Annotated in this window: 21 protein-coding genes and 1 tRNA gene; 11 read left to right on the forward strand and 11 right to left on the reverse strand. The window is 61.5% G+C overall.

The features are described from left to right. Nucleotides 1–87: 87 nt before the first annotated feature. Nucleotides 88–900: a DUF1206 domain-containing protein gene (locus tag SPBM01_RS03550; protein ID WP_188064034.1), complete on the reverse strand. Its 813-nt coding sequence runs from the start codon at nt 898–900 to the stop codon at nt 88–90. 169 nt (nt 901–1,069) lie between these two features. On the opposite strand from SPBM01_RS03550, the gene yaaA reads away from it, so the two are divergent. From yaaA to SPBM01_RS03575, 6 genes are all read left to right on the forward strand, one after another. Beyond that, nucleotides 1,070–1,822: a peroxide stress protein YaaA gene (gene yaaA / locus SPBM01_RS03555; RefSeq protein WP_188064035.1), complete on the forward strand. Its 753-nt coding sequence runs from the start codon at nt 1,070–1,072 to the stop codon at nt 1,820–1,822. A gap of 304 nt (nt 1,823–2,126) precedes the next feature. Next, nucleotides 2,127–2,795, forward strand: coding sequence for an Arm DNA-binding domain-containing protein (locus SPBM01_RS21715; protein ID WP_223177767.1), 669 nt, complete (start codon nt 2,127–2,129; stop codon nt 2,793–2,795). A 24-nt stretch (nt 2,796–2,819) separates the two neighbouring features. Next, nucleotides 2,820–3,440, forward strand: coding sequence for a tyrosine-type recombinase/integrase (locus SPBM01_RS21720; protein WP_223177769.1), 621 nt, complete (start codon nt 2,820–2,822; stop codon nt 3,438–3,440). A 483-nt stretch (nt 3,441–3,923) separates the two neighbouring features. Next, nucleotides 3,924–4,151, forward strand: a complete 228-nt coding sequence (locus SPBM01_RS03565) for a helix-turn-helix transcriptional regulator (protein ID WP_188064036.1) — start codon at nt 3,924–3,926, stop codon at nt 4,149–4,151. Nucleotides 4,152–4,381: 230 nt separating this feature from the next. Further along, nucleotides 4,382–5,842: a YfjI family protein gene (locus SPBM01_RS03570; protein WP_188064037.1), complete on the forward strand. Its 1,461-nt coding sequence runs from the start codon at nt 4,382–4,384 to the stop codon at nt 5,840–5,842. 508 nt (nt 5,843–6,350) lie between these two features. Further along, on the forward strand, nt 6,351–6,941 hold the full coding sequence (locus SPBM01_RS03575) for a hypothetical protein (protein WP_188064038.1): 591 nt from the start codon (nt 6,351–6,353) through the stop codon (nt 6,939–6,941). A 68-nt stretch (nt 6,942–7,009) separates the two neighbouring features. On the opposite strand, the gene istB is transcribed toward SPBM01_RS03575, so the two are convergent. Together istB and istA are read right to left on the reverse strand one after the other, a co-directional pair. Next, nucleotides 7,010–7,738 carry an IS21-like element helper ATPase IstB gene (istB, locus tag SPBM01_RS03580; RefSeq protein ID WP_188061983.1) on the reverse strand — a complete coding sequence of 243 codons (729 nt, stop codon included), beginning with the start codon at nt 7,736–7,738 and terminating at the stop codon, nt 7,010–7,012. Then, complete coding sequence (gene istA, locus SPBM01_RS03585) at nt 7,725–9,239, reverse strand: IS21 family transposase (RefSeq protein WP_188061984.1); 1,515 nt, start codon at nt 9,237–9,239, stop codon at nt 7,725–7,727. The genes istB and istA overlap by 14 nt, the downstream gene beginning before the upstream one ends. A gap of 273 nt (nt 9,240–9,512) precedes the next feature. On the opposite strand from istA, the gene SPBM01_RS03590 reads away from it, so the two are divergent. Further along, entirely contained in the window at nt 9,513–9,929 is a 417-nt protein-coding gene (locus tag SPBM01_RS03590; RefSeq protein ID WP_188064039.1) for a hypothetical protein, read from the forward strand. Nucleotides 9,930–10,233: 304 nt separating this feature from the next. After that, nucleotides 10,234–11,079, forward strand: coding sequence for an IS5 family transposase (locus SPBM01_RS03595; protein ID WP_188062258.1), 846 nt, complete (start codon nt 10,234–10,236; stop codon nt 11,077–11,079). 28 nt (nt 11,080–11,107) lie between these two features. On the opposite strand, the gene SPBM01_RS03600 is transcribed toward SPBM01_RS03595, so the two are convergent. Next, complete coding sequence (locus SPBM01_RS03600) at nt 11,108–12,484, reverse strand: transposase (RefSeq protein ID WP_188062259.1); 1,377 nt, start codon at nt 12,482–12,484, stop codon at nt 11,108–11,110. Nucleotides 12,485–12,589: 105 nt separating this feature from the next. On the opposite strand from SPBM01_RS03600, the gene SPBM01_RS03605 reads away from it, so the two are divergent. Continuing rightward, on the forward strand, nt 12,590–12,874 hold the full coding sequence (locus SPBM01_RS03605) for a hypothetical protein (RefSeq protein ID WP_188062313.1): 285 nt from the start codon (nt 12,590–12,592) through the stop codon (nt 12,872–12,874). Here SPBM01_RS03605 and SPBM01_RS03610 read toward each other — a convergent pair. From SPBM01_RS03610 to SPBM01_RS03640, 7 genes are all read right to left on the reverse strand, one after another. Further along, nucleotides 12,823–13,755, reverse strand: coding sequence for a DNA-methyltransferase (locus SPBM01_RS03610; RefSeq protein ID WP_188064040.1), 933 nt, complete (start codon nt 13,753–13,755; stop codon nt 12,823–12,825). The two genes, SPBM01_RS03605 and SPBM01_RS03610, sit on opposite strands and share 52 nt — an antisense overlap. A 358-nt stretch (nt 13,756–14,113) precedes the next feature. Continuing rightward, nucleotides 14,114–14,189, reverse strand: a tRNA-Lys gene (locus tag SPBM01_RS03615). A gap of 123 nt (nt 14,190–14,312) precedes the next feature. Next, nucleotides 14,313–15,425, reverse strand: a complete 1,113-nt coding sequence (gene rodA, locus SPBM01_RS03620) for a rod shape-determining protein RodA (protein WP_188064041.1) — start codon at nt 15,423–15,425, stop codon at nt 14,313–14,315. Further along, nucleotides 15,422–17,509 carry a penicillin-binding protein 2 gene (gene mrdA / locus SPBM01_RS03625; protein WP_223177770.1) on the reverse strand — a complete coding sequence of 696 codons (2,088 nt, stop codon included), beginning with the start codon at nt 17,507–17,509 and terminating at the stop codon, nt 15,422–15,424. The genes rodA and mrdA overlap by 4 nt, the downstream gene beginning before the upstream one ends. Beyond that, nucleotides 17,506–18,033, reverse strand: coding sequence for a rod shape-determining protein MreD (gene mreD, locus SPBM01_RS03630; RefSeq protein WP_188064043.1), 528 nt, complete (start codon nt 18,031–18,033; stop codon nt 17,506–17,508). The genes mrdA and mreD overlap by 4 nt, the downstream gene beginning before the upstream one ends. Next, nucleotides 18,030–18,965 carry a rod shape-determining protein MreC gene (gene mreC, locus SPBM01_RS03635; protein ID WP_188064044.1) on the reverse strand — a complete coding sequence of 312 codons (936 nt, stop codon included), beginning with the start codon at nt 18,963–18,965 and terminating at the stop codon, nt 18,030–18,032. Before mreC ends, mreD begins: the two co-directional genes overlap by 4 nt. A gap of 17 nt (nt 18,966–18,982) precedes the next feature. Next, nucleotides 18,983–20,029 carry a rod shape-determining protein gene (locus SPBM01_RS03640; RefSeq protein WP_188064045.1) on the reverse strand — a complete coding sequence of 349 codons (1,047 nt, stop codon included), beginning with the start codon at nt 20,027–20,029 and terminating at the stop codon, nt 18,983–18,985. A 160-nt stretch (nt 20,030–20,189) separates the two neighbouring features. Between SPBM01_RS03640 and mutL the strand changes: the two genes are divergently transcribed. Then, on the forward strand, nt 20,190–21,980 hold the full coding sequence (gene mutL, locus SPBM01_RS03645; protein ID WP_188064046.1) for a DNA mismatch repair endonuclease MutL: 1,791 nt from the start codon (nt 20,190–20,192) through the stop codon (nt 21,978–21,980). A 4-nt stretch (nt 21,981–21,984) separates the two neighbouring features. Further along, nucleotides 21,985–22,482: a hypothetical protein gene (locus tag SPBM01_RS03650; RefSeq protein WP_188064047.1), complete on the forward strand. Its 498-nt coding sequence runs from the start codon at nt 21,985–21,987 to the stop codon at nt 22,480–22,482.

The following is a 22,482-nucleotide window of genomic DNA, read 5'->3' on the forward strand; positions in this document are numbered from 1 at the left end:
CGAAAGAGCGGGTTGTTTCAGAAACGATTTGAATGGCAATTCGGTCCATGAACCGATGTTCATGCGCAACAGCGCCGTGAATATGGGTCATTGCAGGAAGTCGGGTTTCTTCACCCTGATCCGGCGATAACGCGCCTCTATCAGGCTGAATATGCCAAACAGGCAGAGGCCAAGGGCGACCGCGCTTAAAATCGCCGGTCCTTCCGATTGCGCGCGCAATTGCTTGAGCGCTTCGCCCAGTCCCCCGGCCCGGTCGGCGTCCTGATTGAGCGCGGCGGAAATGATGAACCAGCCGATGATCGCGAAGATCAGTGCGCGAGCGGCATAGCCCAGCCGCCCGATCCAGCGGACATAATGGGGGGCGGGGACATCGCCATCCAGTTCGGTAAAGCGCGCCTTATAAGCCTTGACCGCTTGCGCCCCGGCGACTGCGAACAGTGCGATGCCAGCGAGTACGAGCAGCACGACGCCACCGGGCTGTGTCAGCAGCCAGGCCGACCAGCTTTCCGCGCTGGCATCGCCTGGGCTGCCATGCTGCGCCCTTGTCTGTTTGAGCGCGAGGCGCGCGGCGGCGGTGGCCAGCCCGACATGGGTCAGCCCGCTAAAAGCATAGCCTGCCCGTTCGAACTTGCCCTTGATAGTGCGGCTGCGGTTTTCCGGGTCGGTGATCGCTTCGGTCAGGCGCCATATCGCGTAACCGGCAAAGCCGATTGCGCAAATGGCCAGCAAGGCATGACCCAGCGGCGCATTGGCCAAGGTGCCGAGCGCACCCTGATTATCGGTCGTTTCCCCGCCATTTGCCGCAACATCCAGCGCCAGCCAGCCGACCATGATGTAGACGAGGCCGCGCGCAGCAAAACCGATCCGCGCCATCAGCGTCATTTTCTCGTTATAGGTCATGGCACCCTCCTGTCGGGTGGCCAATGCGCGGCGATGCTGCACGTTCCCTGACTATATTTACACTGGGCAGGGAACGAAATGTCGTGACGTGCCATAGGCGGATCGGCCTGCATCAAAGGGCATGGGCAAGGGTTTTGACGCGCGTGTCCGACACCGCTACGGAACCGGGATGATTGCCCTGCTTTCCCCCGCCAAGACGCTCGATTTCGATTGTGCGCTGCCGCCGCTGTCCCCCACGACCCCGCATTTCGCGCAGGAAGCGCTGGGTCTGGCCAAGTCGGCTGCCAATCTTTCGCAAAAGCGGCTTGCGGAATTGATGCATATCTCGCCGCGCCTTGCCAAGCTCAATGCGGACCGGTTCGCCGATTTTGCCGAACTGCCGGAACGCGCGGCGCTGTTCGCCTTTGCCGGCGACGTCTATACCGGGTTCGAGGCCCATTCGCTGGACGAAGCGGGGATCGCTTTCGCGCAGGATCATGTGCGGATGCTGTCGGGCCTATATGGCTTGCTCCGGCCGCTGGACGCAATCCGGCCTTACCGACTGGAAATGGGAACGAAATGGGCGCCACGCCACAAGCGGCTGACCGACTGGTGGGGTGACCGCATCGCAGCCCTGCTGATGACGCAGGTTGCGCAGGAAGGGTCCGGCACTGTGCTTAACTTGGCCAGCCAGGAATATTATACAGCCGTGGCGGACAAGCTGCCCGGCGTTCGGGTGATCGAGGTGGAGTTTCGCGAACCCGGACCGAACGGCCCGCGCTTCGTCAGCTTCAACGCCAAACGCGCGCGCGGCATGATGGCGCGCTGGCTGTGCGAACATCATGTCACTGATGTGGACGCCATGCGCGGTTTCGACAGCGATGGCTATCGCTGGGACGCGGAGGAAAGCGACGCTGATCGCTGGCGCTTCATGCGGGAGTGAAGGCTGACCGGGAGAGTGGCCACGCTCCGGGCAAGCGTCTGATTGCAGGTCCGCAATCATGCAATGCCGTCAGGTGAGGGAGGCAGAGCGTTAGTATCTGTCTGAAAAATGGTGGACGCACTTGGGCTCGAACCAAGGACCCGCTGATTAAGAGTTTGGCCCCAACGGCGTTAGCACAAATTAGCGCAGGTCGGCATAAGTGCATAAACCATTGGAAATTAGCCGTTTGTTGATGTTGGGCTGTTAGTGTAAGCTAGTGTAAGTTTGCTGCGCACTCTTACAAAGGTCTTACACGAGGAATTCCATGCCTAAGCTCAAGCTCACCAAGACCAGCATTGACCGGGTGCGTAAGCCCGGCACCGGCACGGTCATCTACTTCGACACGGAGACCAAGGGATTCGGCCTGCGCGTCACCGCGTCCGGCGCTGCGAGCTTCATCGTGCAGGGCACGGTATCGGGGCAGAGCAAGGAAGCCCGCCTTACCATTGGCAGCTACGGGGCGTGGACGGTCGATGACGCTCGCCGCCGTGCGGAGGAATACAAGCACCAGTTCGAGGACGGGATTGACCCTCGCGACGTGAAAAAGGCGGACGAAGCTGCGAAGGTCACGCTTATGGACGTTTGCACCACCTACACCTCGCGGCCCGGTAAACTGAAAGCCAGCACAGCGGCGGAATACAAGCGACACGTCGAGAAGGTCTTTGCCAAGTGGAAGGATAAGCCCATTGCCAGCATCACGCGCGAGATGGTGCAGGAGCGCCACCGCGAAATTGTTGATAATGGGCTGGAAGGCAAAAGGGCAGCGCCAGCCAGCGCCAACGCGGCGTTCGTGACGCTGCGCATCCTCATCAACTTTGCGATGGACGAATACCGCCGCGCTGACGGTGAGCCGCTAATCGCCCGCAACCCCGTTGCTGCGCTCAAGCATCACTGGGCACCGACCGGGGATCGCACCGAACGCTATATCGAGTAGGCGAAGGTGGGCGAGGTTTGGAACATGCTAACCGAGGCGCGCGCGGACCCGCGCAGCCGGGACGCGCTTGCCGGTATCGACCTGACAATCTTCCTTCTGTTGACCGGCGCTCGTCGTGATGAAGCCGCTGCCCTGACATGGGATCGCGTGCATATTGATGACCACAACCCGTCCGACTGCCGCTGGCATCTGACCGAGCGCAAGCGTGGCACGCCCATCTGGCTGCCCTTGTCGTCGCAGGCCGTGGCGCTGCTCAAGCTGCGACTGCCGAAGCCCAAGGTGAACGAGGACGACCCGGAGCCAAGCCCGTTTGTGTTTCCGTCGTGGAGCAAGGCTGGTCGGATTATGGACGCCCGCGCCGCTATGGAAGCGGTGAGCAAGGTCGCTGGCAAGCACCTGTCGCTGCACGACCTGCGCCGCACGTTCAGCAACATCGCCATGCGTGAATGCCGCGTAGGCAAATTCGAGACCGACATGCTGACCGGCCACAAGCCCAGCAAGGAGGACGTGACCGCAACCAACTATCTCGACCTGACGACACTGACCTGGCTCCACAAGGAAGCGCAGCAGATCGGCGATTGGATCGAGCAGCAGGGGTTGGTCGCCGCCGCTGGCAACGTGGTCGCGCTGCCCCAGCGAGCGTGATGCACGGCGGTCCCCACACAGCCGAGCGCACAGGGGCGGCACCGGCGCGCCGCAGGGTTAGGGGCGGCAGTGCGGCGATCGCGCCCCACGCCGCCTTACAGCGAAGGTCGGCCCAGCCAGCCCAAATTGCGCATTTCAGGCAAAATCGGTCGAAGCCGGCCCCGCCAAATCACCCCCTGATCGGTTTACGAAACAAAAATCTGCCGACCTGATCTTTGCCGATTACCCGCTCCCGGTTCGGGACAGCGGACGCAGCATTTTATCCAACATTTGCCAGTTACCTTATGCTAACAGTGTTGTTGCAGTGCCGGGGACGGGGCACTCAAATCTACTGTCCCCGCAACGCAGCCGGTATGCGGGAGGCTTGCCCTCTTAGTCCCCGGACATTCTGCCAGAGGGTGTTCCTTTGGTGCTGATGACCACAGCGAATTAGCCTGCCTGACGCTCTAGGAGCGCGCGCATGGCTTCGCCGGAGTCAGTTGAATGTCCTTCAAAGTTCTCAACAACAATGAAGCCGCTGCGCTGATTGGCGTCACGCCCGGAACGCTCAAGTTCTGGCGCTGTAAGGGCAAAGGCCCTCGTTATATCAAGCTGGGCAATTCCCCGCGAGCTGGTGTCGCTTATGACCCGGCAGACGTCGATGCGTGGAAGGCCGCGCGCAAGTTCGACAGCACCAGCGCTGCAACCGTGAGCCACCCCGGCGATGCGTAAGGCAGCGGTCGCGAAAAGCGGCCGGATGCCCAGCAACACCCGACCGCCCCATCCGAAAGTCCCCAATCCTCGTCGAAAGACCAGCGACATGCGTAATTTACAGGGCCGCGCCGTAGGTCCGCAACCCCCGAGCGCTTTCGCACAATTTCCAACGCCGCGTAAAAATTCGCCCGATGCAGATGGCGTTGGGCAGAAATCCCCCTCTAGCCCGACCCGGCAGGAGGTGCGTCATGGCTGACATGTCCGATGCCGCGCACGCGGAAGCCATGCGCAATGCGGGCTGGGACCCGAAGCCGCTCCGTCAGGATAGCCATTCTCAGGATTACCCTGTTGAGCGGCTGCCCAGTATCATCAAGCAGGCCGTGCAGGAGGTTGCTGACCACAGCCAGGCGCCGGTGGCACTGGTCGCTGCCTCTGCTCTGTCAGCCGTGTCCGCAGTCGTCCAAACCCAATTCAGCGTCAGCCGCAATGGGCGCTTGCACGGCCCTGCGTCACTGTTCTTCCTAACGGTGGCGGAAAGTGGTGAACGAAAAACGGCGGTCGATAGCGAGTTTATGAGGCCCATTCGTGATTGGGAAGCTCGGCAACGGCAAGAGAAGAAGCGACTGGACGCCGAATATCAGCAGGAATGGGAAGCATGGGATAGGCAAGAGGGCGAACGGGGTGACCCGCCGCAGAAGCCGGGGGCGACACCGAGAATGCTTCGCGGGGACGATACGTCCGAAGCGTTGCTAAAGCACCTAAGCGATTATCCCATCGCTGCTGTCATCAGTTCTGAAGCCGGTGTTGTCTTCGGTTCTCATGCCATGAAGCCCGAGCAGGTGACGCGCAGCATGGCGCAGACGAATAGCTTGTGGGACGGTGGACCCATCGTGGAAGGACGCATTGGGCGTGGCGAAATCAACCTTGAAAGTGTCCGCGTTACAATGGGTTTGATGCTCCAGCCCAACCTGATGCAGAAATTCATCAGCCAGAATGACGGGCTGGCGCGCGGCATCGGGTTTCTCGCGCGCTTTTTGTTCAGCCACCCCGAAACGACAATGGGGACGCGCTTCTATAAGGAGCCAGGACCGATGCTGGGTCTGGCTGATTTTCATCAGCGCGCAATGCTGCTCTTGCAAGCTCCTGCCGCGACGGATGAGTTGGGCAGACTGATTACCAATCACATCAGGTTTGACGAGAATGCTCAATCCGTTTGGATCAACTTCCTCAATCAGGTTGAGGAATATCTGGGCGGGGATGGCATTTATTCGGGCATTCGGGATGTAGCGAGCAAAGCGGCTGAGAATGCTGCGCGCATCGCGTGCTGTCTGCACGTCTTCGCTAAGCCTAACCACAACCTCATCGACCGGAAGACAATGGCGGACGCTTGTGCGCTGATGCGTTGGTATCTGAACGAGGCGGTGCGCTTTGGACGGCAGGCGGAGGCTACCCAGGAGGTGCGCAACGCTGAATTGTTGGAGGGCTGGCTCATCCAGAAATACAAGGAGGCGGGCTGGGAGAAGCGGGCATGGGAAATGACGGTGAACACTGCCCGCCGCATGGGGCCGGGCGCGCTAAGGGGAGGCAAGCGGATTGATGATGCCTTTGAGCTTCTTCACGATCTTGGGCGCGTCCGCCTCATGCAATATCCGGGAACCAAGAAACGGTATGTCGTCATCGCTCCGCAAGTGATTGCGCAATATAGCTGACCACATGCAGGGCCGGAATCGTAGCAGATCGTAGCAGCGGAATTTCGGGGGTTTGCTACAATCGTAGCAGCCCCAAACCCGCGAAATGCTGGGGTTTGCCGGAATCGTAGCAATCGTAGCCGTAGCAGGGGGGGGGTGCGGGGCCGGGGTAGCAATCGTAGCGTAGCGACAAAGGAGTAATTTCAGTATTATTCTTTATCTTACTGAACCGGAACTACCCTTTTCCCCGCAAACGCGCTGCGGGCTGCTACTTTGCTACGATTCCCCGGCCTAGCCCCGTAACCCCGCACAAATGCGCGCTTTTTGTGGTCAGCAATCGTAGCAAAGCGGCTGCTACGGCACTGCTACGGTTGCTACGTTCCCGCGGCCATCTAACCAGCAATAAGACGGTCGATGGTGCATGTAAAAGCGGAACTATTTGTTTTTATTGCGACCATATTGCGGAACTACTGCACGAATAGCTACCGTGTAAGGGCAGTGTATCTTTCATCCGAAAGTGAAGGTCCAAATGTCCGATAATATTGATACTCGCGTCACCCCGTCTTTTCATCCTGATACTGTGCAGGCGATTGACGCATACGACGATGATACCGCCAGCGTTCTTGCCGGGACCGAAGCCGCGTTCAACGAAGCCTATATTGCGGTCGGGCGGGTCCACGATGCGCGCGAGGCGGGCAAAACGAACCCGGCATGGACGGAAGCCGCCGCCCTCATTGAGACGCAGAACTTCGCGGACAAGCTGAGCGGCAACCTCGCCAAGCGGTTCGACAGCGCCACCAGCAACCTGACGCGCGTGGTCGAGGGGCTTGAGCGCGACCTGTCCCAGCCGCTTGAGGGCAGGGGCGTTGGCGCAATGGCTGGCGAAATTCGGTCGTATGTCCATTCGCTGCCGGAAGGTCAGCGGATGGGGTTCATCCAGAAGGCGATTGAGGCAGGCGACGAACGGACTGCCGGGGCCGTTCTCGGCGGGGTTCCCTACCTGTCCGGCTGTCAATCGGCGTCCAAACGGGACCCACTATCGGCGTGCAAAAGGGAACCACCTTGCGGCGTTGCGCTGGGGTTGATGCCGGGCGCGGATTTCGCGCTGGCGCTGGCGTAGGGAGGGCGTAGCCCGACCGGAGGCAGCGCCAGCGCGAAGCAATTTTTATGGGGGCTTTTGAGGCTGGGTCAGTTGCGGTGTTTGAAGCGCCAGCTGTCGTTGCCGGTCTCGATGATATCGCAATGGTGGGTGGTGCGATCGAGCAACGCGGTGGTCATTTTGGGATCGCCGAACACCGTGGGCCATTCGCCGAATGCCAGGTTGGTGGTGATGATCACTGAGGTCTTTTCGTAGAGTTTGCTCATCAGGTGGAACAGCAACTGGCCGCCGGAGCGAGCAAACGGCAGATAACCCAGTTCATCAAGCACGACGAGTTCGATGCGGCTGAGTTGGGCAGCGAGTGCGCCGGCCTTGCCGATGCGCGCCTCATCCTCGAGCCGGGTGACCAGATCAACGGTGTTAAAGTAGCGGCCACGGGCGCCTGCGCGCACGACGCTGGCGGCAATGGCGATTGCCAAGTGAGTCTTGCCGGTTCCGGTGCCGCCAACCAGTACGATATTGCGCCTGCCGGGCAGGAATGATCCGGCGTGCAGCGCGCGGACCAGTTCCTCGTTGATAGGCGTACCGTCGAACACGAACGCATCAAGATCCTTGATCACCGGCAGTTTGGCCGCACTCATGCGGTAGCGGATCGAGGCGGCGTGACGGTGGGCGGCTTCGGCGCGCAGCAGATCGGTCAGGATCTCGGGCGTGGTGCGCTGGCGTTGCACGCCAGTGGTTACCGCCTCATCGAACGCGCTGGCCATTCCCTTGAGGCCCAGCGCGCGCATGGCGTCGATCATCTCATGCCGCTGCATTGTGGCCTCGCACCGTATCATAGATCGCGCAATCGGCGCGGGGCGGATGCTTGAGCTTGAGGTCGACCACCACGCTCATTGGCTGATCTGCTGGCGGTTCGCGGCGGCGCGCCAGAATATTGAGGATCACCTCGTCGCTGGCAGCGCCGGTATCGAACGCTTCGCCGATGGCGGCCTCGACAGCCTCCAGCCCATCGGTGGATATGGCAGCAAGCACGCGGACAAAACGGCGATCGGCTTCGTCCCCACTGCCCAGCTTGCGCCGCAACCGGGCCAGCGCTGGTGGCAGCGCCCAGTCAAGGAATGGTGCGCCGTTGCGCAGGGCGCCGGGTTTGTGCACCAGCACCGGCAGATAGTGCCATGGATCGTAAATCGTGCGGTCGCGCCCAAAGCAGCGCGGGTGTTCGGCGACGATCTCGTCCCCCAAGCGGACTATGATCCGGTCGGCATAGGCGCGCACCTGAACCGCACGGCGCACCGTCCGCGCCGCCACAGAATAGCGGTTGCGGTCAAAGCTGATCAGGCATGTGCCGGTGACCGCGTGGCTCGTCTCGTGAAAGCCGTCGAACGGCGACAGCATCGGTTGCAGTACGGGCCGTTCGGCCTCCAGCGCCTGCGCGACAGTCATGTCCTTTTGCTCGGGATGCGCGTGCATCGCGGCCCAGCGCAGACATTCTGCCTCAAGCCACCCGTTCAGTTCCTCGATGCTGGCGAACTTCAGCCGAGGCTGGAAAAAGCGGCCGCGGATCGTCTGGACCTGGTTCTCGACCTGCCCCTTCTCCCAGCCTGCCGCTGGCGAACAGGCGGTCGGCTCGACCATATAATGATCGGCCATGACCAAAAACCGGCGGTTGAACACGCGCTCCTTGCCAACAAAGACCGTCGTCACCGCGGTCTTCATGTTGTCGTAGATGCCGCGCAACGGCACCCCGCCGAAGAACGCAAAGCCGCGGGCATGGGCGTCGAACACCATCTCTTGCGTCTCACGCGGATAGGCTCGCACATACACGGCCCGCGACGCGCATAGCCGCATGTGCGCTACCTTCACGCGCATCGGCTTGCCTGCGATCTCTACATCCTCGTGGCTCCAGTCGAACTGGTATGCCTCGCCCGGCTTGAACAGCAGCGGAATGAACGCGGGCACGTCGCCGCCGGGATCCTTGCGTCGGCCATCCGCCCAGCGCCGGGCGTAGCGCCGCACTGCATCATACGAACCCTCGAACCCTTCTCGCAGCAGCAGATCGTAGATCCGCGTCATCCGCAGCCGGTCACGCCGATGCCGCGCTTCGTTCTCGCTCAGCAGCGTATCGAGCTGCTCCTGAAAGGGTCCGATCCGAGGCAGCGGCTGAACCGTGCGATGATAGTCAAACGCACCTTCCAGAGCATTGATCGCCTTGCGCACCACCTTGCGTGACAGCCGCAGATCCCGCGCGATCTCCCTGATCGCCTTGCCACCTGCGTGCTCGCGCCTGATCCGTACAACTGTCTCCACCACCAACATCCCGATCTCGCCACCTGAAAAACCAGGCTGCTGTCTAAACCATCGGAATGGTGGTTCCCTTTTGGACGCCGATCACCCCGCTAACCGGGTCCTTTTTGCACGCCGATCCACAAGCAAGCCATCACTGCGTACCTTCGCAGACCTCTTCCCGCCAACGTAGCGATCTACGACGGTATCGCGCGACCCTATGCGCCCGACAAGGGAAAGTGGCTTCTTTTGGGATGGGTCCTCCGCGATGCGCCAGAACAGCGCCTTCGTCCAATGGTCTCTTCCATGACCGGGAACACCGTAATCGCAAAGCGTGCGGCAATTTTGAACGTGGTCAGAGCGTATGTTGGCGAGATATTTCCGCAGCCGGCGAAATGGGATTGGAACGCAATATCTGAAGTCGTAATCGATCGGCTCGAAGGTAGTCGGCGGGCTATTAAGGGCACGCTCTTTGAAGCCATTGTCCGGCGAAGTCTGAACAGCATTTTTGCCGCTGCTGGCGCGAAGCTAACTGTTAGTGAAGTAGAAATTCGGCTCGAAGGTGAGACGTTCGACGTGAGCGTCGTTGGCACTTCCGGACAAATACTAATCCCGGTGAAAACCCGTGAAACAATGGGTGGAGGCCATGCGCTCCTTTTCACCCGCGACATACACAAGTCGATCGCTGCTGCTCAGTCAGCGGGTTTTGATTGTTACCAATAATAATCGCCGAAAGCTGGACCGGAGACCTGACTGGACTGGCCTGTGCTGACAACATTTACATCAACAAAAACCCAAATCAGATTTTGGAGGTGGAGCCGCTGCTTGTCGCGGAACTTCAACAAAGGCTGCCGATATTCGCTGCGCTCACGTAATCAAGCGGCGTTGTGCCATCTCGCAATATTCGGCATTAACTTCAACACCGATGAACCTGCGCCCGCGATTGAGAGGCTGACCGAAAAAGAAGTTGGGTGATATCAGCGAGATGTGATTCAGTCGGAGTTGCGAAACGACGACGGAGTGACACATGTGGACCGACACCACCCGGCGGCAGTATGCCAGAGCCGAACTGCTTTTGCCAAGTGATCTGACTGACGCGGAATGGGCGATTTTGGAACCGCTGCTCCCACCGCGTTCGAAGCTCGGTCGTCCGCCAGTTTGGGATTACCGGCAGATTGTCGAGGCGATCCTTTATCTGCTTCGGGGCGGCCTGCCGTGGCGGATGCTGCCGCCAGGGCTATTTCCGCCCATGACCACTGTACAGCATTATTTCTACCGATGGAGCGCAATGGGTGTGTGGAAATCGATCAACCACGCCCTGCTGCTAATGGCACGTGAAGCGATGGGTCGGGAAGCTTCTCCCAGCGCGGGTGTCATCGATAGCCAAAGTGTGAAAACGACAGAAAGTGGCGGCCCACGGGGCTTTGACGCGGGCAAGAAGATCAAGGGTCGCAAACGGCACATCGTCACAGACACGCAGGGCCTGCTGGTCGGTGCCATCGTTCACACCGCCGATATCCAGGATCGCGACGGTGCGCCTGACGTCCTTGCCAGCATCCGCCAAACCTTCCCGTGGTTGCGTCACGTCTTCGCCGATGGGGGATATGCCGGGGACAAACTGCGCACCGCGCTCACCAAAATCGGCACATGGACCTTGGACATAATTAAGCGCTCCGACGCCGCCAAGGGCTTCAAGCTTCTGCCACGCCGCTGGGTAGTCGAGCGGACAATCGCATGGCTGAACCGCAACCGCCGCCTCGCCAAGGACTTCGAGCGAACCATCGAAAGCGCCACCACCTGGCTTTTCATCGCATCCGTCAACCAAATCACCCGCAGAATCGCACGCGACTGTAATCAAAACGCTTCTTTATGAGTCAGCCTCTGAGCTCGACTTTGTACGATCAGGTAGCGAAGCATAGTGCCTGAGCCATGCGTTTTAGGCGGGTTGTGGGAATATAGTGCGGTTCTGGGTGCGGCGGGGAGTGTTGATTAATGTCTCCGACCCAGAGTTGGAGGCGGACGGCTCCGATGGCGTCACTGAATGTCAGGCTGGTTTTTCGATACCACGCGGCGGAATAAGGGGTGCTTTTAGTGGTCAACAGATCGCAGGCCCATAGCGATATAAGGCTGTAGAGACCCAGCAGCGCCGGCGTGGTTCGCGCTATGGCTTTGTCGGTCCACTGGCGCTGTGTCTCGACACCCAAGTGCGCGCGGGTTTCGGCAAAGGTGACCTCGATCTGCCATCGGCGGACGTAGAGGGCGATTATCTCGGCGGGCTCGAGGGTGATGTCGGTACTGAAGAAGGCCTGCGGGCCGCGCTTTCCTTCAGGATCGCGAACCAGGACCCATCGGACCGGCAAGACCGGAGTGCCGGGCCTGTACCATAAGGCGATGTCAGATGTGATCTCGAGCATCTTGCCGTTGAGATGGCCATACCAGGCAGAGACGAGAATGCTGGTCCAGCGTGTCGCCGGGTTGGCGAGCAGGGTCTTGAGTTTTGGTAATGCTCGCCCTTTCTGCGCCGGTCGCCCCATCGTGCGTGCCGTTCGCCCCGCAGGCTGCGCAAACAAGTTGGCGTCGAGCCGCAGTCGGCTGATGAGTGTGGCCCGGCGGACGATCGCATGTGCCAGTTCGTGGACAGCAAAGCTGCTGTCGCCAATGAAGATGATCCGCCGACCCGGCAGCCAGCGAGACAGCTGCAGCGCGCCCTGCCGGGCCCAGTCCGTCAGCAATTTATGACGACAGCCGCGTTGACGGTTCGATCGTTCCGAAGGAGCGAGCAACGTCAAGACTGGCAGTGCCTTGATCAGGCGGGTCCATGACACCGGGGTGAGCACCATGAAGCTGAGCCAGCGCAGTCCGCTGGCTTTGACGAAATGGCCGTGACTGGAGCGGACCGGGTCGCGGTAGATACCCCGTGCGGTGATCCGGCGCCCCCATCGCCGTTCAATGGTGTCGTCCATACCGATGACCACAGGACCATCGGGCACGAGCCGTTCGACCACAATGCCCAGTAAACGCCTGGCAACGGCACGCGAACTCCAGCGGGCGCGGTTGAGGATCTGGTGATAGGTTGCAAAGTTGGCAGCATCGGCTCGGCCGGTCACACGCAGGCAAGACGTAACGGTCCGTTTGCCCGTGGCCAGCAGGCCGCCCATCACAAGAACAAGTACATGCTCCCAACTGGGAGCCGTAAAGCAGGGACGCCATGCCTGCAGCCATTGGCGCAGAATCTGGGGGACGGGATCGCCGATAACGGCCTTGTTCTGGTCCAGCATTCCATGCTTCGAATCCTGACTGAAGCACGTTGCAACGCTTAGGCTGTTGCCATGCGGCGAGGTGACTCGAATATGCTGTGACCCGACGGCAGCTATGGATGCACCATGAAAGACGAGGAAATCATTCTGCGCATCGAGACGTTCGACGCGGCCAACGGCGGCGGCGTCGGATGGTATGAGGACAAGGGCGCTTACCATCTCTATCTGCTGGAAACCGAGGCACCGATCGCCCGCCTCAAGCCTGTCGGCACGCGCGACGAAATCAGGCTCGGCTACTGGTCACACCGGCGAAAATGGGAAGATATCGACGATATGGGCGGATGCGTCTTGCCCCTCGATCAAGCCCTCGACCACATCGCTGAAAACAGCATCTTCTGGACCTGGACCTGACCAAAAACGTACAAAGCCGAGCTGAGAGCGACCATGCCGGTGGTCCCCGAGCCGAAAAACGGGTCGATGACAATGTCGCTGGCGGCACTACCAGCGAGAAGGCATGGCTCAACTAGAGTTGGTGGAAACACCGCAAAGTGAGCCTCACGAAACTTTCCGAGCGGGATTGACCACACAGTTCTCTTGTTTCTGCCCAAAGGGTGAAATGCTTGATCCCACCGACCGTCATGAAGATTTACGTTGCCGTTATTTTTCCCCTCCTCGGGCGTGCCACCTCTTTTTCCGAAATGCCCTCTACCGCCCTTCATTTTGCTATCTTCGCTAAACGTCTTGTGCGGCTCACGGATCGCGTCTGCATCGTAATGATAAGTCGCGGCTTTGCTGAACATGAACAGGTATTCGTGATCGTGCGTCGGCCGCGTCTTAACCGAGTGCGGCATGGCGTTTGGTTTGTGCCAAATCACGTCAGAGCGAAGTATCCAGCCGTCTGCTATCATCGCGAGCGCCACACGCCACGGCATTCCTAGAAGCGCACCCTCACGATATTTGTCACCGAGATTAAGCCAGAGCGTTCCATCAGCACGAAGGACCCGCTTGAGATCGCTCATCACCGCAACGAGGTCTTCGATATATTCCTCGGGAGTGTTCTCCGAGCCAATTTGCCGATCTGATGAGTAGTCGCGCTGGCCAAAATATGGCGGACTGGTGACCGCCACTTGCGCGATTTCCGAGGGCATGGCCCGCAGCACGGTTCGAGCGTCGCCGTTGACAATGAAATTTGCCACGTCCCAAGGCGCTTTGTGAAGGTCGGCCTCAGCGAAAATAGGCGTCGCATTCTGTCCACCGAACAGTCCATTTTGATCGGTTAACGCTGTTGCCATAACGCCTGAAACTCCTGGGCCAATTTTTGCATTGTCGGAACCATAGGATGACCACTGCCCTATGTCAGCCGCTAACCCCGGAGCCATCGCACTTTTGGCGAAGCCGGCTCCGTAAAGAGCTGATAGTCATCGGGTGAACCAATTTTGAATTTGTACGTGCTCGCAAATTTTTGAGCGGCCATCGGGGCCGACGGTCGCGAAATCCCTACATACCCCCACCGGCACGCCCTTAGTCAGTGCATAGGGCGGGGGTAGGACGCTTGAAGCGCACTCTTACACTGCTCTTACGCGACCCTCACGGACAGCGTGTAAGACCCGTCGCCGGGTGTGGTAAGTTGCTGTATTTTATATGGAAAAATGGTGGACGCACTTGGGCTCGAACCAAGGACCCGCTGATTAAGAGTCAGCTGCTCTACCAACTGAGCTATGCGTCCACACCGGCATCGGGCAGTCTGAACTGGTCAGTACCCGTTGGCGTGGGCGGGCAATTAGCAGCGTCGGGCGGATTCGCAAACCCTAAATTGCGTTGCGGCGCAAAAAACTTTGCTTCCCGTCGTTTAGCCCCAGTTTCCCGCCCTTGTGCCACGCTTGTTGGAGCGGTCGATGGCCATGATGATGCCTACGCACAGCATCACTGTCAGCATCGACGACCCGCCATAGGACATGAAGGGCAGGGGGATGCCCACCACGGGCGCCAGGCCCATCACCATCATCAGGTTGATCGCGACGTAGAAGAAGATCGTCGTCGTCAGCCCGGCCGCGACCAGCCGCGCATATTTGTCGGTCGTGCGCATCGCCACGCGAATACCCCAGCGGAACAGCAGCATGAACGCCCCGATCAGCAGCACGCCGCCCGCCAGCCCCCATTCTTCCGCCATGGTGGCGAACACGAAGTCGGTATGGCCTTCGGGCAGATAGTCCAGATGGCTCTGCGTTCCTTGCAGGAAGCCCTTGCCCCAGATGCCGCCCGATCCGATCGCGATCTTCGACTGGCTGATATGATAGCCCGCGCCCAGCGGATCGCTTTCGGGATCGAGGAAGATGAGGACGCGGTTCTTCTGATAATCATGCAGGAAGCTGAAGGCGATCGGCACGGCCGCCGCCACCGTCAGGCCCGACCCGATGAATAGGCGTAGCGGCAGGCCGGCCAGAAACATTACCGTGATGCCGCCCGCCGCGATCATCGTGGCGGTGCCAAGGTCAGGCTGTACCAGCACCAGCGCCCATGGCACGCCGATCAGCCCCAGTGCGGGCCATATGGCGTTCCAGCGGCGGATTTCGCTCACTGGCAATATGGCGTAGAAGCGCGCGACCGCCAGAACGATGATCGGCTTCATGAATTCGGAGGGTTGCAACTGCATGAAGCCCAGATTGATCCAGCGCTGGCTGCCGCCCGCGACGCCGCCGATCAATTCGACCAGAATGAGCGCAGCCAGCACCGCGCCATAGGCCGGAAGCGCAAAGCGGGAGAATATCTCCATCGGGATGCGGCTTAGCACCAGTGCCATGACCGAAAAGACGCAGAAACGCACCGCCTGATTGACGGCCCAGGGAAAGATGCTGCCATTGGCGGAGCTATAAAGAACCAATGTTCCAAAACCTGCAATGGCCAGAAGCAGGGCCATGATACGCCAGGGGAATTGGGTGAGCGGATGAGGGACTATGCTCATGGCGTGCCTGCCGGATCGCTGCCGGGCGGCGGCGGTGCGTCATCGACTTCATTGGATGGGGCAGGCGTCGGTGCAGGTTGCGCCGCCGCTTCATTCATTGCGTTGGCAGCGTTCGCGGCATCATTATCCGCCTGTGGCGGCGGCACTTCGCCCTTTTCGATTGCCTTGGCCAGCCGGAATGCGCCCATCTGCCGGGCCTGCCGCTCGGTCGGAGTGCCGCCCCAGCCCTTTTCCAGCGTCTCCAGCTTCTCCATCGCCTTCTTGGGATCGAACAGATAGGACAACGTATCGCTGGCGATCATCGGCGCGTCCTCGTTGCGGATCATATGGCCGCCATGTTCTATGATGCAGGCGACGGCGTAGCGCGGATTGTCAAACGGGGCGAATCCCTGGAACAGGGCATGGTCGCGCAGCTTGAAGGCAAGCGAGCTGTTGCCGCGCACGCCGCCCGCGCGTTCGGCCATGGTGATGCGCCGCACTTGCGCCGTGCCGGTCTTGCCAGCGATCAGCACGTCGGGGATCGACATGCGTGCCGCGCCGCCGGTGCCGCCGCCATTGACGACGGCGCTCATCGCGTCGCGAATTATGGTCAGATGCTCGTTCGTAGCCCCCACGGATGCAGGCGCTGGTCGCTGCGCACCATGGATGAAATTGGGCATCAACTGCTTGCCGGTCGCCAGCCGCGCGGCCATCACCGCCATCTGGAGCGGGTTGATGAGCATATAGCCCTGACCGATGGTGGCGTTGACGGTGTCGTACACCTGCCATTTCTGGTCGTATTTCTTCATCTTCCACGCCGGGTCCGGCACGGTGCCATAACTTTGGCTGGGGAAGGGCAGGTCGAATTTCTGGCCCATGCCCACGCGCCGGGCCATGGACGCGATCCGATCGATGCCGACGCGCTGCGCCATCTGGTAGAAATAGATGTCGCAGCTCTGGGCAATGGCCGTACGCATGTTCACGGCGCCATGGCCGCGCCTTTTGTGGCAATGGAACAGCGTATTGCCGACCCGGATCGCGCCGGAACATCCTACTGTTTCCTGCGGCCCGATGCCCGCTTCGAGCAGAGCGAGCGCCACCATCGGCTTGACCGTCGATCCGGGGGGATACAGCCCCTGCAACGTCTTGTTGCGCAGCGGGACATGGTCGTCCTTCGACAACATCTCCCATTCCAGCTGGCTGATGCCGTCGGAAAAGCTGTTCGGATCGAAACTGGGCATAGACGCCATCGCCAGCACGTCGCCATTGGCGCAATCCAGCACGACGACCGAGCCGCTCTGTGTCGCCAGCCGCCGCCCGGCATATTCCTGCAACCCCGCGTCGATCGTCAGCTTGATCGCGCGGCCCGGCGTGTCGGGCCGGGTGGTGAGTTCCCGCACGATCTTGCCGCGTGCGGTGACTTCCACGCGCTTGGCGCCGGGTTTTCCGGTCAAATGGCGGTCGAACGCCTTTTCCAGCCCGTCCTTGCCGACCTTGAACCCCGGCGTGATGAGCAGCGGGTCGCGCCGTTCCTTATAATCTTCCGCCGTCGCTGCGCCGACATAGCCAAGCAGATGGCCAACCGTCGATCCGGCAGGATAATAGCGCGAAAAGCCCTGGCTGGGCGTGACGCCGGGCAGGTCGGGCAGGCGCACGCTGACGGCGGCATATTGGTCGTAGGTCAGCTTGTCGGCGACCTGCACCGGGCGGAAACCGGCGGACTTTTCCAGTTCCATGCGGATGCGATCGACTTCGTCGGACGGGAGGCTCAGCAATTGCGCCAAGTGGCGGACGGTCGCATCGGCATCGACCACGCGCTGCGGGATCAAATCGACGCGGAAGTCCGTGCGGTTATTGGCCAGCGGTCGCCCGTTGCGATCGACGATCCAGCCCCGGCGCGGCGGTATGAGCGTCAGATTGACCCGGTTGCTTTCGGACAAGAGGCTATATTTCTGATTTTCCGCGACGCTGATCCACGCCATCCGCCCGGCCAGCACTGCGCCGATCGTCCCCTGTATCCCGCCCAAAACCATGGCCCTGCGCGTGAAGGTGAAGGTCTGGGCCGCTTCGGTGATGATCTTGCGCTTGGACGTCAGGAATTTCATGCCATCACGCGCCAGCGGTCGATCCGGGCGCATTGCCGGACGACGAAGGGAAACAGCAATATCGTCCAGAGCATTTGTGGCGCGACCAACAGCAAGCTCACATCGCCTCCGCCCGTAATCTGGGCCAGCAACAGGCCACCTGTAATACAGAAGATAATCGCGACGGCGGCAATTAGCCAGTCCTGCCGATAGCTGCGCCAGATCATGCGCTGTTCGATCGTATCGACACCGATGAGCATGACGGTCCACAGGAACATGCCCGACCCGATCGGTTGTCCGCTCATCATATCATCGAACAGGCCCAGCGGCAGGCCGATCCATGCACGCCACAATTCCGGTCGCAAGAGCCGCCACGACAGCAGCAGCAGCAGGCCGAACGGGGGCATGACCGGCGTCTGCGCGATCAGTGGCAACGCAGTCACCATCGACCCTATCAGCACCGTGACAACAGGGATGCCCGCCAGCCGGAAGCGGGAAGGGTGGCGGCCAAGGCGCGGCACATGATTGAGGTGCCGGTCGATCATGGCGCGGTTGCGTTTGCCGCCGGTGCCATGGGTTGCGCCGTTTCCGGTCCGCCCGATGGGGTTGCCATCGCCGGGTCGGGCCGGGTCACCATCTCCTCGAACGGTTTTTCCACCACGACGGCATCAACACGCGAAGGGTTGGCAAGCGGTACGCCCCAGGCGATTTCGCCCTGAACCCGCACCACGACCGCGACCGGGATGTTGGGCTGATAAATGCCGCCAATGCCCGACGTGACCAGCAGGTCGCCCAGCTTGAATGGATTGCGTTCGGCCGACAATGCGCGGATTTCCAGCGACCCGTCGCCTGCGCCCGTCGAAATGGCAGGCACGCTGTCATTGGCGCGGCGCACCGGCACGATATTGCCGGTATCGGTCAGCAACAGCACTTCGGCGGTGTTGGGCGTGGTCGTATGCACGCGCCCGATCAGCCCTTCGGCCGCGCGCACCGGCATCCCCGGCCGCACGCCCTGCCACCGGCCCGCGCTCAGCCGCGCCAGACGGCGCACGCTGGAGGAGGAGGAGGCGATCAGCCGCGCGCTCAACAGTGCATTGCCATCCTCATCCACCAGCCGCAGCAAGCGTTTGAGGCGCGCATTTTCCTGTGCGATCGCCTTTGCTTCGATGATGCGGTTGCGGTCGGATTCCACCTGTCGGCGCAGGGCGACATTCTGCGTGCCGGCCCGCCAATAAGCAGACAGGACTTCATCGACGGATCCGACGCCGCTCACCATATTCTTGAGGCCCATGGACAATGGCCGGGTCGCTTCCGCCGTGACCGTGCGTATGCCCGCAAAGCCAGTGGGATCGAAGATCGCAACGACGACCAGCAGCAAGCCGATGGCAGCACCCGTGACCGCCACGACATAGCTGGCGAACAGGCTATATTGCGCCTTCCGGTTCAGTCCGGGGCGTCGGCTGGGTGGCCGCGCCATCTACGCTTCCCTTTCGATCAGGCGGTCTGCAACACGCCCCGGAACATCGGGTCTTCCATGGCGCGTCCGGTGCCGATCGCCACGCAGGTCAGCGGGTCTTCGGCAATGGTCACGGGCAGGCCGGTTTCGTCGCGCAGTTCGTCGTCCAAACCTTTCAGCAGAGCGCCGCCGCCGGTCAGGACGATGCCCTGGTCCACGATGTCCGCCGCCAGTTCAGGCGCGGTGTTTTCCAGCGCGATGCGCACACCTTCGACGATCGTGCTGATCGGTTCGGCCAGCGCGTCTGCAATCTGCCCCTGATTGATGCTGATTTCCTTGGGAACGCCGTTCACAAGGTCGCGACCCTTGATATGGATCGTTTCGCCAACGCCGTCTTCGGGCGGCTGCGCCACGCCATATTGCTTCTTGATCCGTTCCGCCGTCGCTTCGCCGATCAGCAGATTGTGGTGACGCCGCACGAACGACACGATGGCTTCGTCCATCTTGTCGCCGCCGACCCGAACCGACGTGGTGTAGGCCAGACCACGCAGCGACAATACGGCAACTTCGGTCGTGCCGCCGCCAATGTCGACCACCATCGAACCGATCGGTTCGGTCACGGGCATGTCGGCGCCGATTGCCGCGGCCATCGGTTCCTCGATCAGGAACACCTGGCGCGCGCCGGCATTGCTGGCCGCGTCGCGGATGGCGCGGCGCTCCACGCTGGTGGAACCCGACGGTACGCAGATCACGATTTCGGGCGCGCGCCAGGGGCTGTGCTTGCCGCCATGCACCTTGGTGATGAAATGCTTGATCATCTGTTCGGCGACGTCGATGTCGGCGATCACGCCGTCGCGCAAGGGACGGATGGCCTCGATCGAATCCGGGGTCTTGCCCATCATCAGCTTGGCGTCGACGCCGACGGCCTTCACCCGCTTCACGCCGTTCAGCGTCTCGACCGCCACCACCGACGGTTCGTTCAGCACGATGCCGCGACCGCGCACATAGACCACCGTGTTGGCGGTGCCCAGGTCGATGGCCATATCTTGCGAGGAGAATTTGAAGAGACGCGAAAAGATCGACATGCCTTATCCTGTATCGTCCGTCGTCCCCGCGACGCGATATGGGGACTGGCCGGAAGCTGTTCTGCTTGTACCGCAACCCGCTTGTTCCTTGCGCCTTGCAGTGCAAAAAAATCAGGATCGCGGCTCGCGGAAAGCGCTCGATTGGGCTAGTCCCTAATCAATGTCAATACGCCGTCTGCCCGAACATCTGGTCAATCGTATCGCTGCCGGTGAAGTGGTCGAAAGACCCGCCAGCGCGCTCAAGGAAATCGTCGAAAACGCTTTGGACGCTGGGGCGACTCGGCTTGCCATTCGCCTGTCCAACGGCGGATTGGACCGGATCGAAGTGAGCGACGATGGTTGTGGCATGGATTCGGCGGACATGGCGCTGGCGCTGGAACGCCATGCCACGTCCAAGCTGCCCGATGATGCCATTGAAAATGTGGCGACTTTGGGCTTTCGCGGCGAAGCGCTCCCCTCCATCGCCAGCGTCGCCCGCCTCTCCATCGACAGCCGCGTTACGGGCAGCGACGGGTGGAACCGCACCGTCGATAATGGCCAATTCGTGGCGGAGGGACCAGCCGCACTCCCGCCCGGCACCCGCGTCACCGTAGAGCAGCTTTTCGCCAAAGTGCCTGCCCGCCGCAAATTCCTGCGCTCGGCCAAGGCGGAATATGCCGCCTGCCTCGACATCGTCCGCCGTCTCGCCATGGCACATCCCGCCGTCGCTTTTTCGCTCGAACATGATGGTCGCCGGGTGCTGGGCGTGCAGGCAGGCGACGCACGGGAAGAAAGGGTGGCCGCGCTGACCGACCGGGCGCTGGCCGACAATCATGTCATCGTCAGCCTGGAACGCGAAGGCGTGCGCCTGTCGGGCGTCGCGTCGATCCCGACCTACAATCGGGGCGTGGGCGATCATCAATATCTGTTCGTCAACGGGCGTCCGGTCAAGGACCGGCTGCTGATCGGCGCGTTGCGCGGTGCCTATGCCGACATGTTGGCGCGGGACCGGCATCCCGTGGTCGCCCTGTTCCTCGACGTGCCGCCGCTCGACGTCGATGTGAACGTCCATCCCGCCAAGACCGAAGTGCGCTTTCGCGATCCCACGATGATCCGGGGGATGATCGTGTCCGGCCTGCGCCGCGCATTGGATGCCGAAGGCTTTCGTGCGGTGCAACATGCAGACGCCGCTGCGCTGTCGGCATGGCGGGCCGAACCCGTATCGCCCACGCCCATCGGTGCGATGCCGATCTTCGACGCGGCGGCCGTGGCCTATAACCCGCTGGCATCCAGCTTCGGGGATCGCCGCTCCACTTTCCTCACCCCGCCGCCCCAAGCCCGCGCCGAACCCGCCGCCGCGCCCGCGCCGGAGGGGCAGAGCTTCCCGCTGGGCGTCGCGCGCGGGCAAGTCGCGCGCACCTATATCGTCGCCGAAGCCGAGGACGGCCTCGTCATCGTGGACCAGCACGCGGCGCATGAAAGGTTGACGCTGGAACGGATGCGCCGCGCGATGGAGGGCCAGGAAAATGGCAATCGCGTGGCGTCGCAGGCACTGCTGCTCCCCGAAGTGGTCGAACTGGAAGAAACGGCCTGCGACCGGCTGGAAGCGCGCGCCGCCGAACTGCATGATTTCGGGCTGGACCTCGAACGCTTCGGCCCGTCCGCCATGCTGGTCCGCGCGGTCCCGGCGATGCTGGGGCAATCGGACGTGCAGGGACTGGTGACGGATCTGGCCGATGATCTTGCCGCCTATGACAGCGCCTTGTCGCTCAAGGAACGGCTCGATCTGGTCGCTGCGACGATGGCCTGCCACGGATCGGTCCGCGCGGGCCGGGTGCTGAGTGTCGCGGAAATGAACGCGCTGCTGCGTGAAATGGAAGTGACCCCGCGTTCGGGCCAGTGCAACCACGGCCGCCCGACCTGGGTAAAGCTGGGCCATGGCGACATAGAAAAATTATTCGGAAGGAAATGACCTGATGTCGATGATTTTGGCCCTGCTGCTCGCCGCCGCGCCCGCTGCCGATCCGCTGTGCGCCACCCCTGCGCCGCTGGCCGAACCCTGGACCAGTTGGACCCAGAGCGGGCAGGGCAAGGCGGGAACGCAGGCGCAGGGCGCGCCCGCGCTGATCCTGGGCAAGCCGGTCGTCGCCACGCTGACGCCCGCCGTCCATGTGCAATTCGCCGTGCCGCCGGGCAAGGGTGCGACGGAGGGCTTTGGCGGCCTGCTTGCGCTTTCGCTCAAGCAATCGGCGCGGATCGGCATTGGCCTGTCCGGCCCGGCCTGGGTCGATGTCGTCAGCGGCACCACGCCCGTCGCATCGGTCGACCATGGCCATGGCCCGGACTGTTCGGGCCTGCGCAAAATCGTCTGGTTCGACCTGCCCGCCGGACGCCATCTGGTGCAGATCGCCGGATCGAAAACGCCGGACATACGAGTGATGGCGGCGGACGCGAAGGCGAACCAGCCGCGTTAA

This window comes from Sphingobium sp. KCTC 72723, assembly GCF_014280435.1.
Lineage (GTDB): Bacteria > Pseudomonadota > Alphaproteobacteria > Sphingomonadales > Sphingomonadaceae > Sphingobium.

What these genes read in the sequence shown, in the direction of transcription:
- SPBM01_RS03550 (WP_188064034.1), bottom strand. Translation starts at nt 900, where the DNA reads ATGACCTATAACGAGAAAATGACGCTGATGGCGCGGATCGGTTTTGCT.
- yaaA (WP_188064035.1), top strand. Translation starts at nt 1,070, where the DNA reads ATGATTGCCCTGCTTTCCCCCGCCAAGACGCTCGATTTCGATTGTGCG.
- SPBM01_RS21715 (WP_223177767.1), top strand. Translation starts at nt 2,127, where the DNA reads ATGCCTAAGCTCAAGCTCACCAAGACCAGCATTGACCGGGTGCGTAAG.
- SPBM01_RS21720 (WP_223177769.1), top strand. Translation starts at nt 2,820, where the DNA reads ATGCTAACCGAGGCGCGCGCGGACCCGCGCAGCCGGGACGCGCTTGCC.
- SPBM01_RS03565 (WP_188064036.1), top strand. Translation starts at nt 3,924, where the DNA reads ATGTCCTTCAAAGTTCTCAACAACAATGAAGCCGCTGCGCTGATTGGC.
- SPBM01_RS03570 (WP_188064037.1), top strand. Translation starts at nt 4,382, where the DNA reads ATGGCTGACATGTCCGATGCCGCGCACGCGGAAGCCATGCGCAATGCG.
- SPBM01_RS03575 (WP_188064038.1), top strand. Translation starts at nt 6,351, where the DNA reads ATGTCCGATAATATTGATACTCGCGTCACCCCGTCTTTTCATCCTGAT.
- istB (WP_188061983.1), bottom strand. Translation starts at nt 7,738, where the DNA reads ATGCAGCGGCATGAGATGATCGACGCCATGCGCGCGCTGGGCCTCAAG.
- istA (WP_188061984.1), bottom strand. Translation starts at nt 9,239, where the DNA reads ATGTTGGTGGTGGAGACAGTTGTACGGATCAGGCGCGAGCACGCAGGT.
- SPBM01_RS03590 (WP_188064039.1), top strand. Translation starts at nt 9,513, where the DNA reads ATGACCGGGAACACCGTAATCGCAAAGCGTGCGGCAATTTTGAACGTG.
- SPBM01_RS03595 (WP_188062258.1), top strand. Translation starts at nt 10,234, where the DNA reads ATGTGGACCGACACCACCCGGCGGCAGTATGCCAGAGCCGAACTGCTT.
- SPBM01_RS03600 (WP_188062259.1), bottom strand. Translation starts at nt 12,484, where the DNA reads ATGCTGGACCAGAACAAGGCCGTTATCGGCGATCCCGTCCCCCAGATT.
- SPBM01_RS03605 (WP_188062313.1), top strand. Translation starts at nt 12,590, where the DNA reads ATGAAAGACGAGGAAATCATTCTGCGCATCGAGACGTTCGACGCGGCC.
- SPBM01_RS03610 (WP_188064040.1), bottom strand. Translation starts at nt 13,755, where the DNA reads ATGGCAACAGCGTTAACCGATCAAAATGGACTGTTCGGTGGACAGAAT.
- rodA (WP_188064041.1), bottom strand. Translation starts at nt 15,425, where the DNA reads ATGAGCATAGTCCCTCATCCGCTCACCCAATTCCCCTGGCGTATCATG.
- mrdA (WP_223177770.1), bottom strand. Translation starts at nt 17,509, where the DNA reads ATGAAATTCCTGACGTCCAAGCGCAAGATCATCACCGAAGCGGCCCAG.
- mreD (WP_188064043.1), bottom strand. Translation starts at nt 18,033, where the DNA reads ATGATCGACCGGCACCTCAATCATGTGCCGCGCCTTGGCCGCCACCCT.
- mreC (WP_188064044.1), bottom strand. Translation starts at nt 18,965, where the DNA reads ATGGCGCGGCCACCCAGCCGACGCCCCGGACTGAACCGGAAGGCGCAA.
- SPBM01_RS03640 (WP_188064045.1), bottom strand. Translation starts at nt 20,029, where the DNA reads ATGTCGATCTTTTCGCGTCTCTTCAAATTCTCCTCGCAAGATATGGCC.
- mutL (WP_188064046.1), top strand. Translation starts at nt 20,190, where the DNA reads ATGTCAATACGCCGTCTGCCCGAACATCTGGTCAATCGTATCGCTGCC.
- SPBM01_RS03650 (WP_188064047.1), top strand. Translation starts at nt 21,985, where the DNA reads ATGTCGATGATTTTGGCCCTGCTGCTCGCCGCCGCGCCCGCTGCCGAT.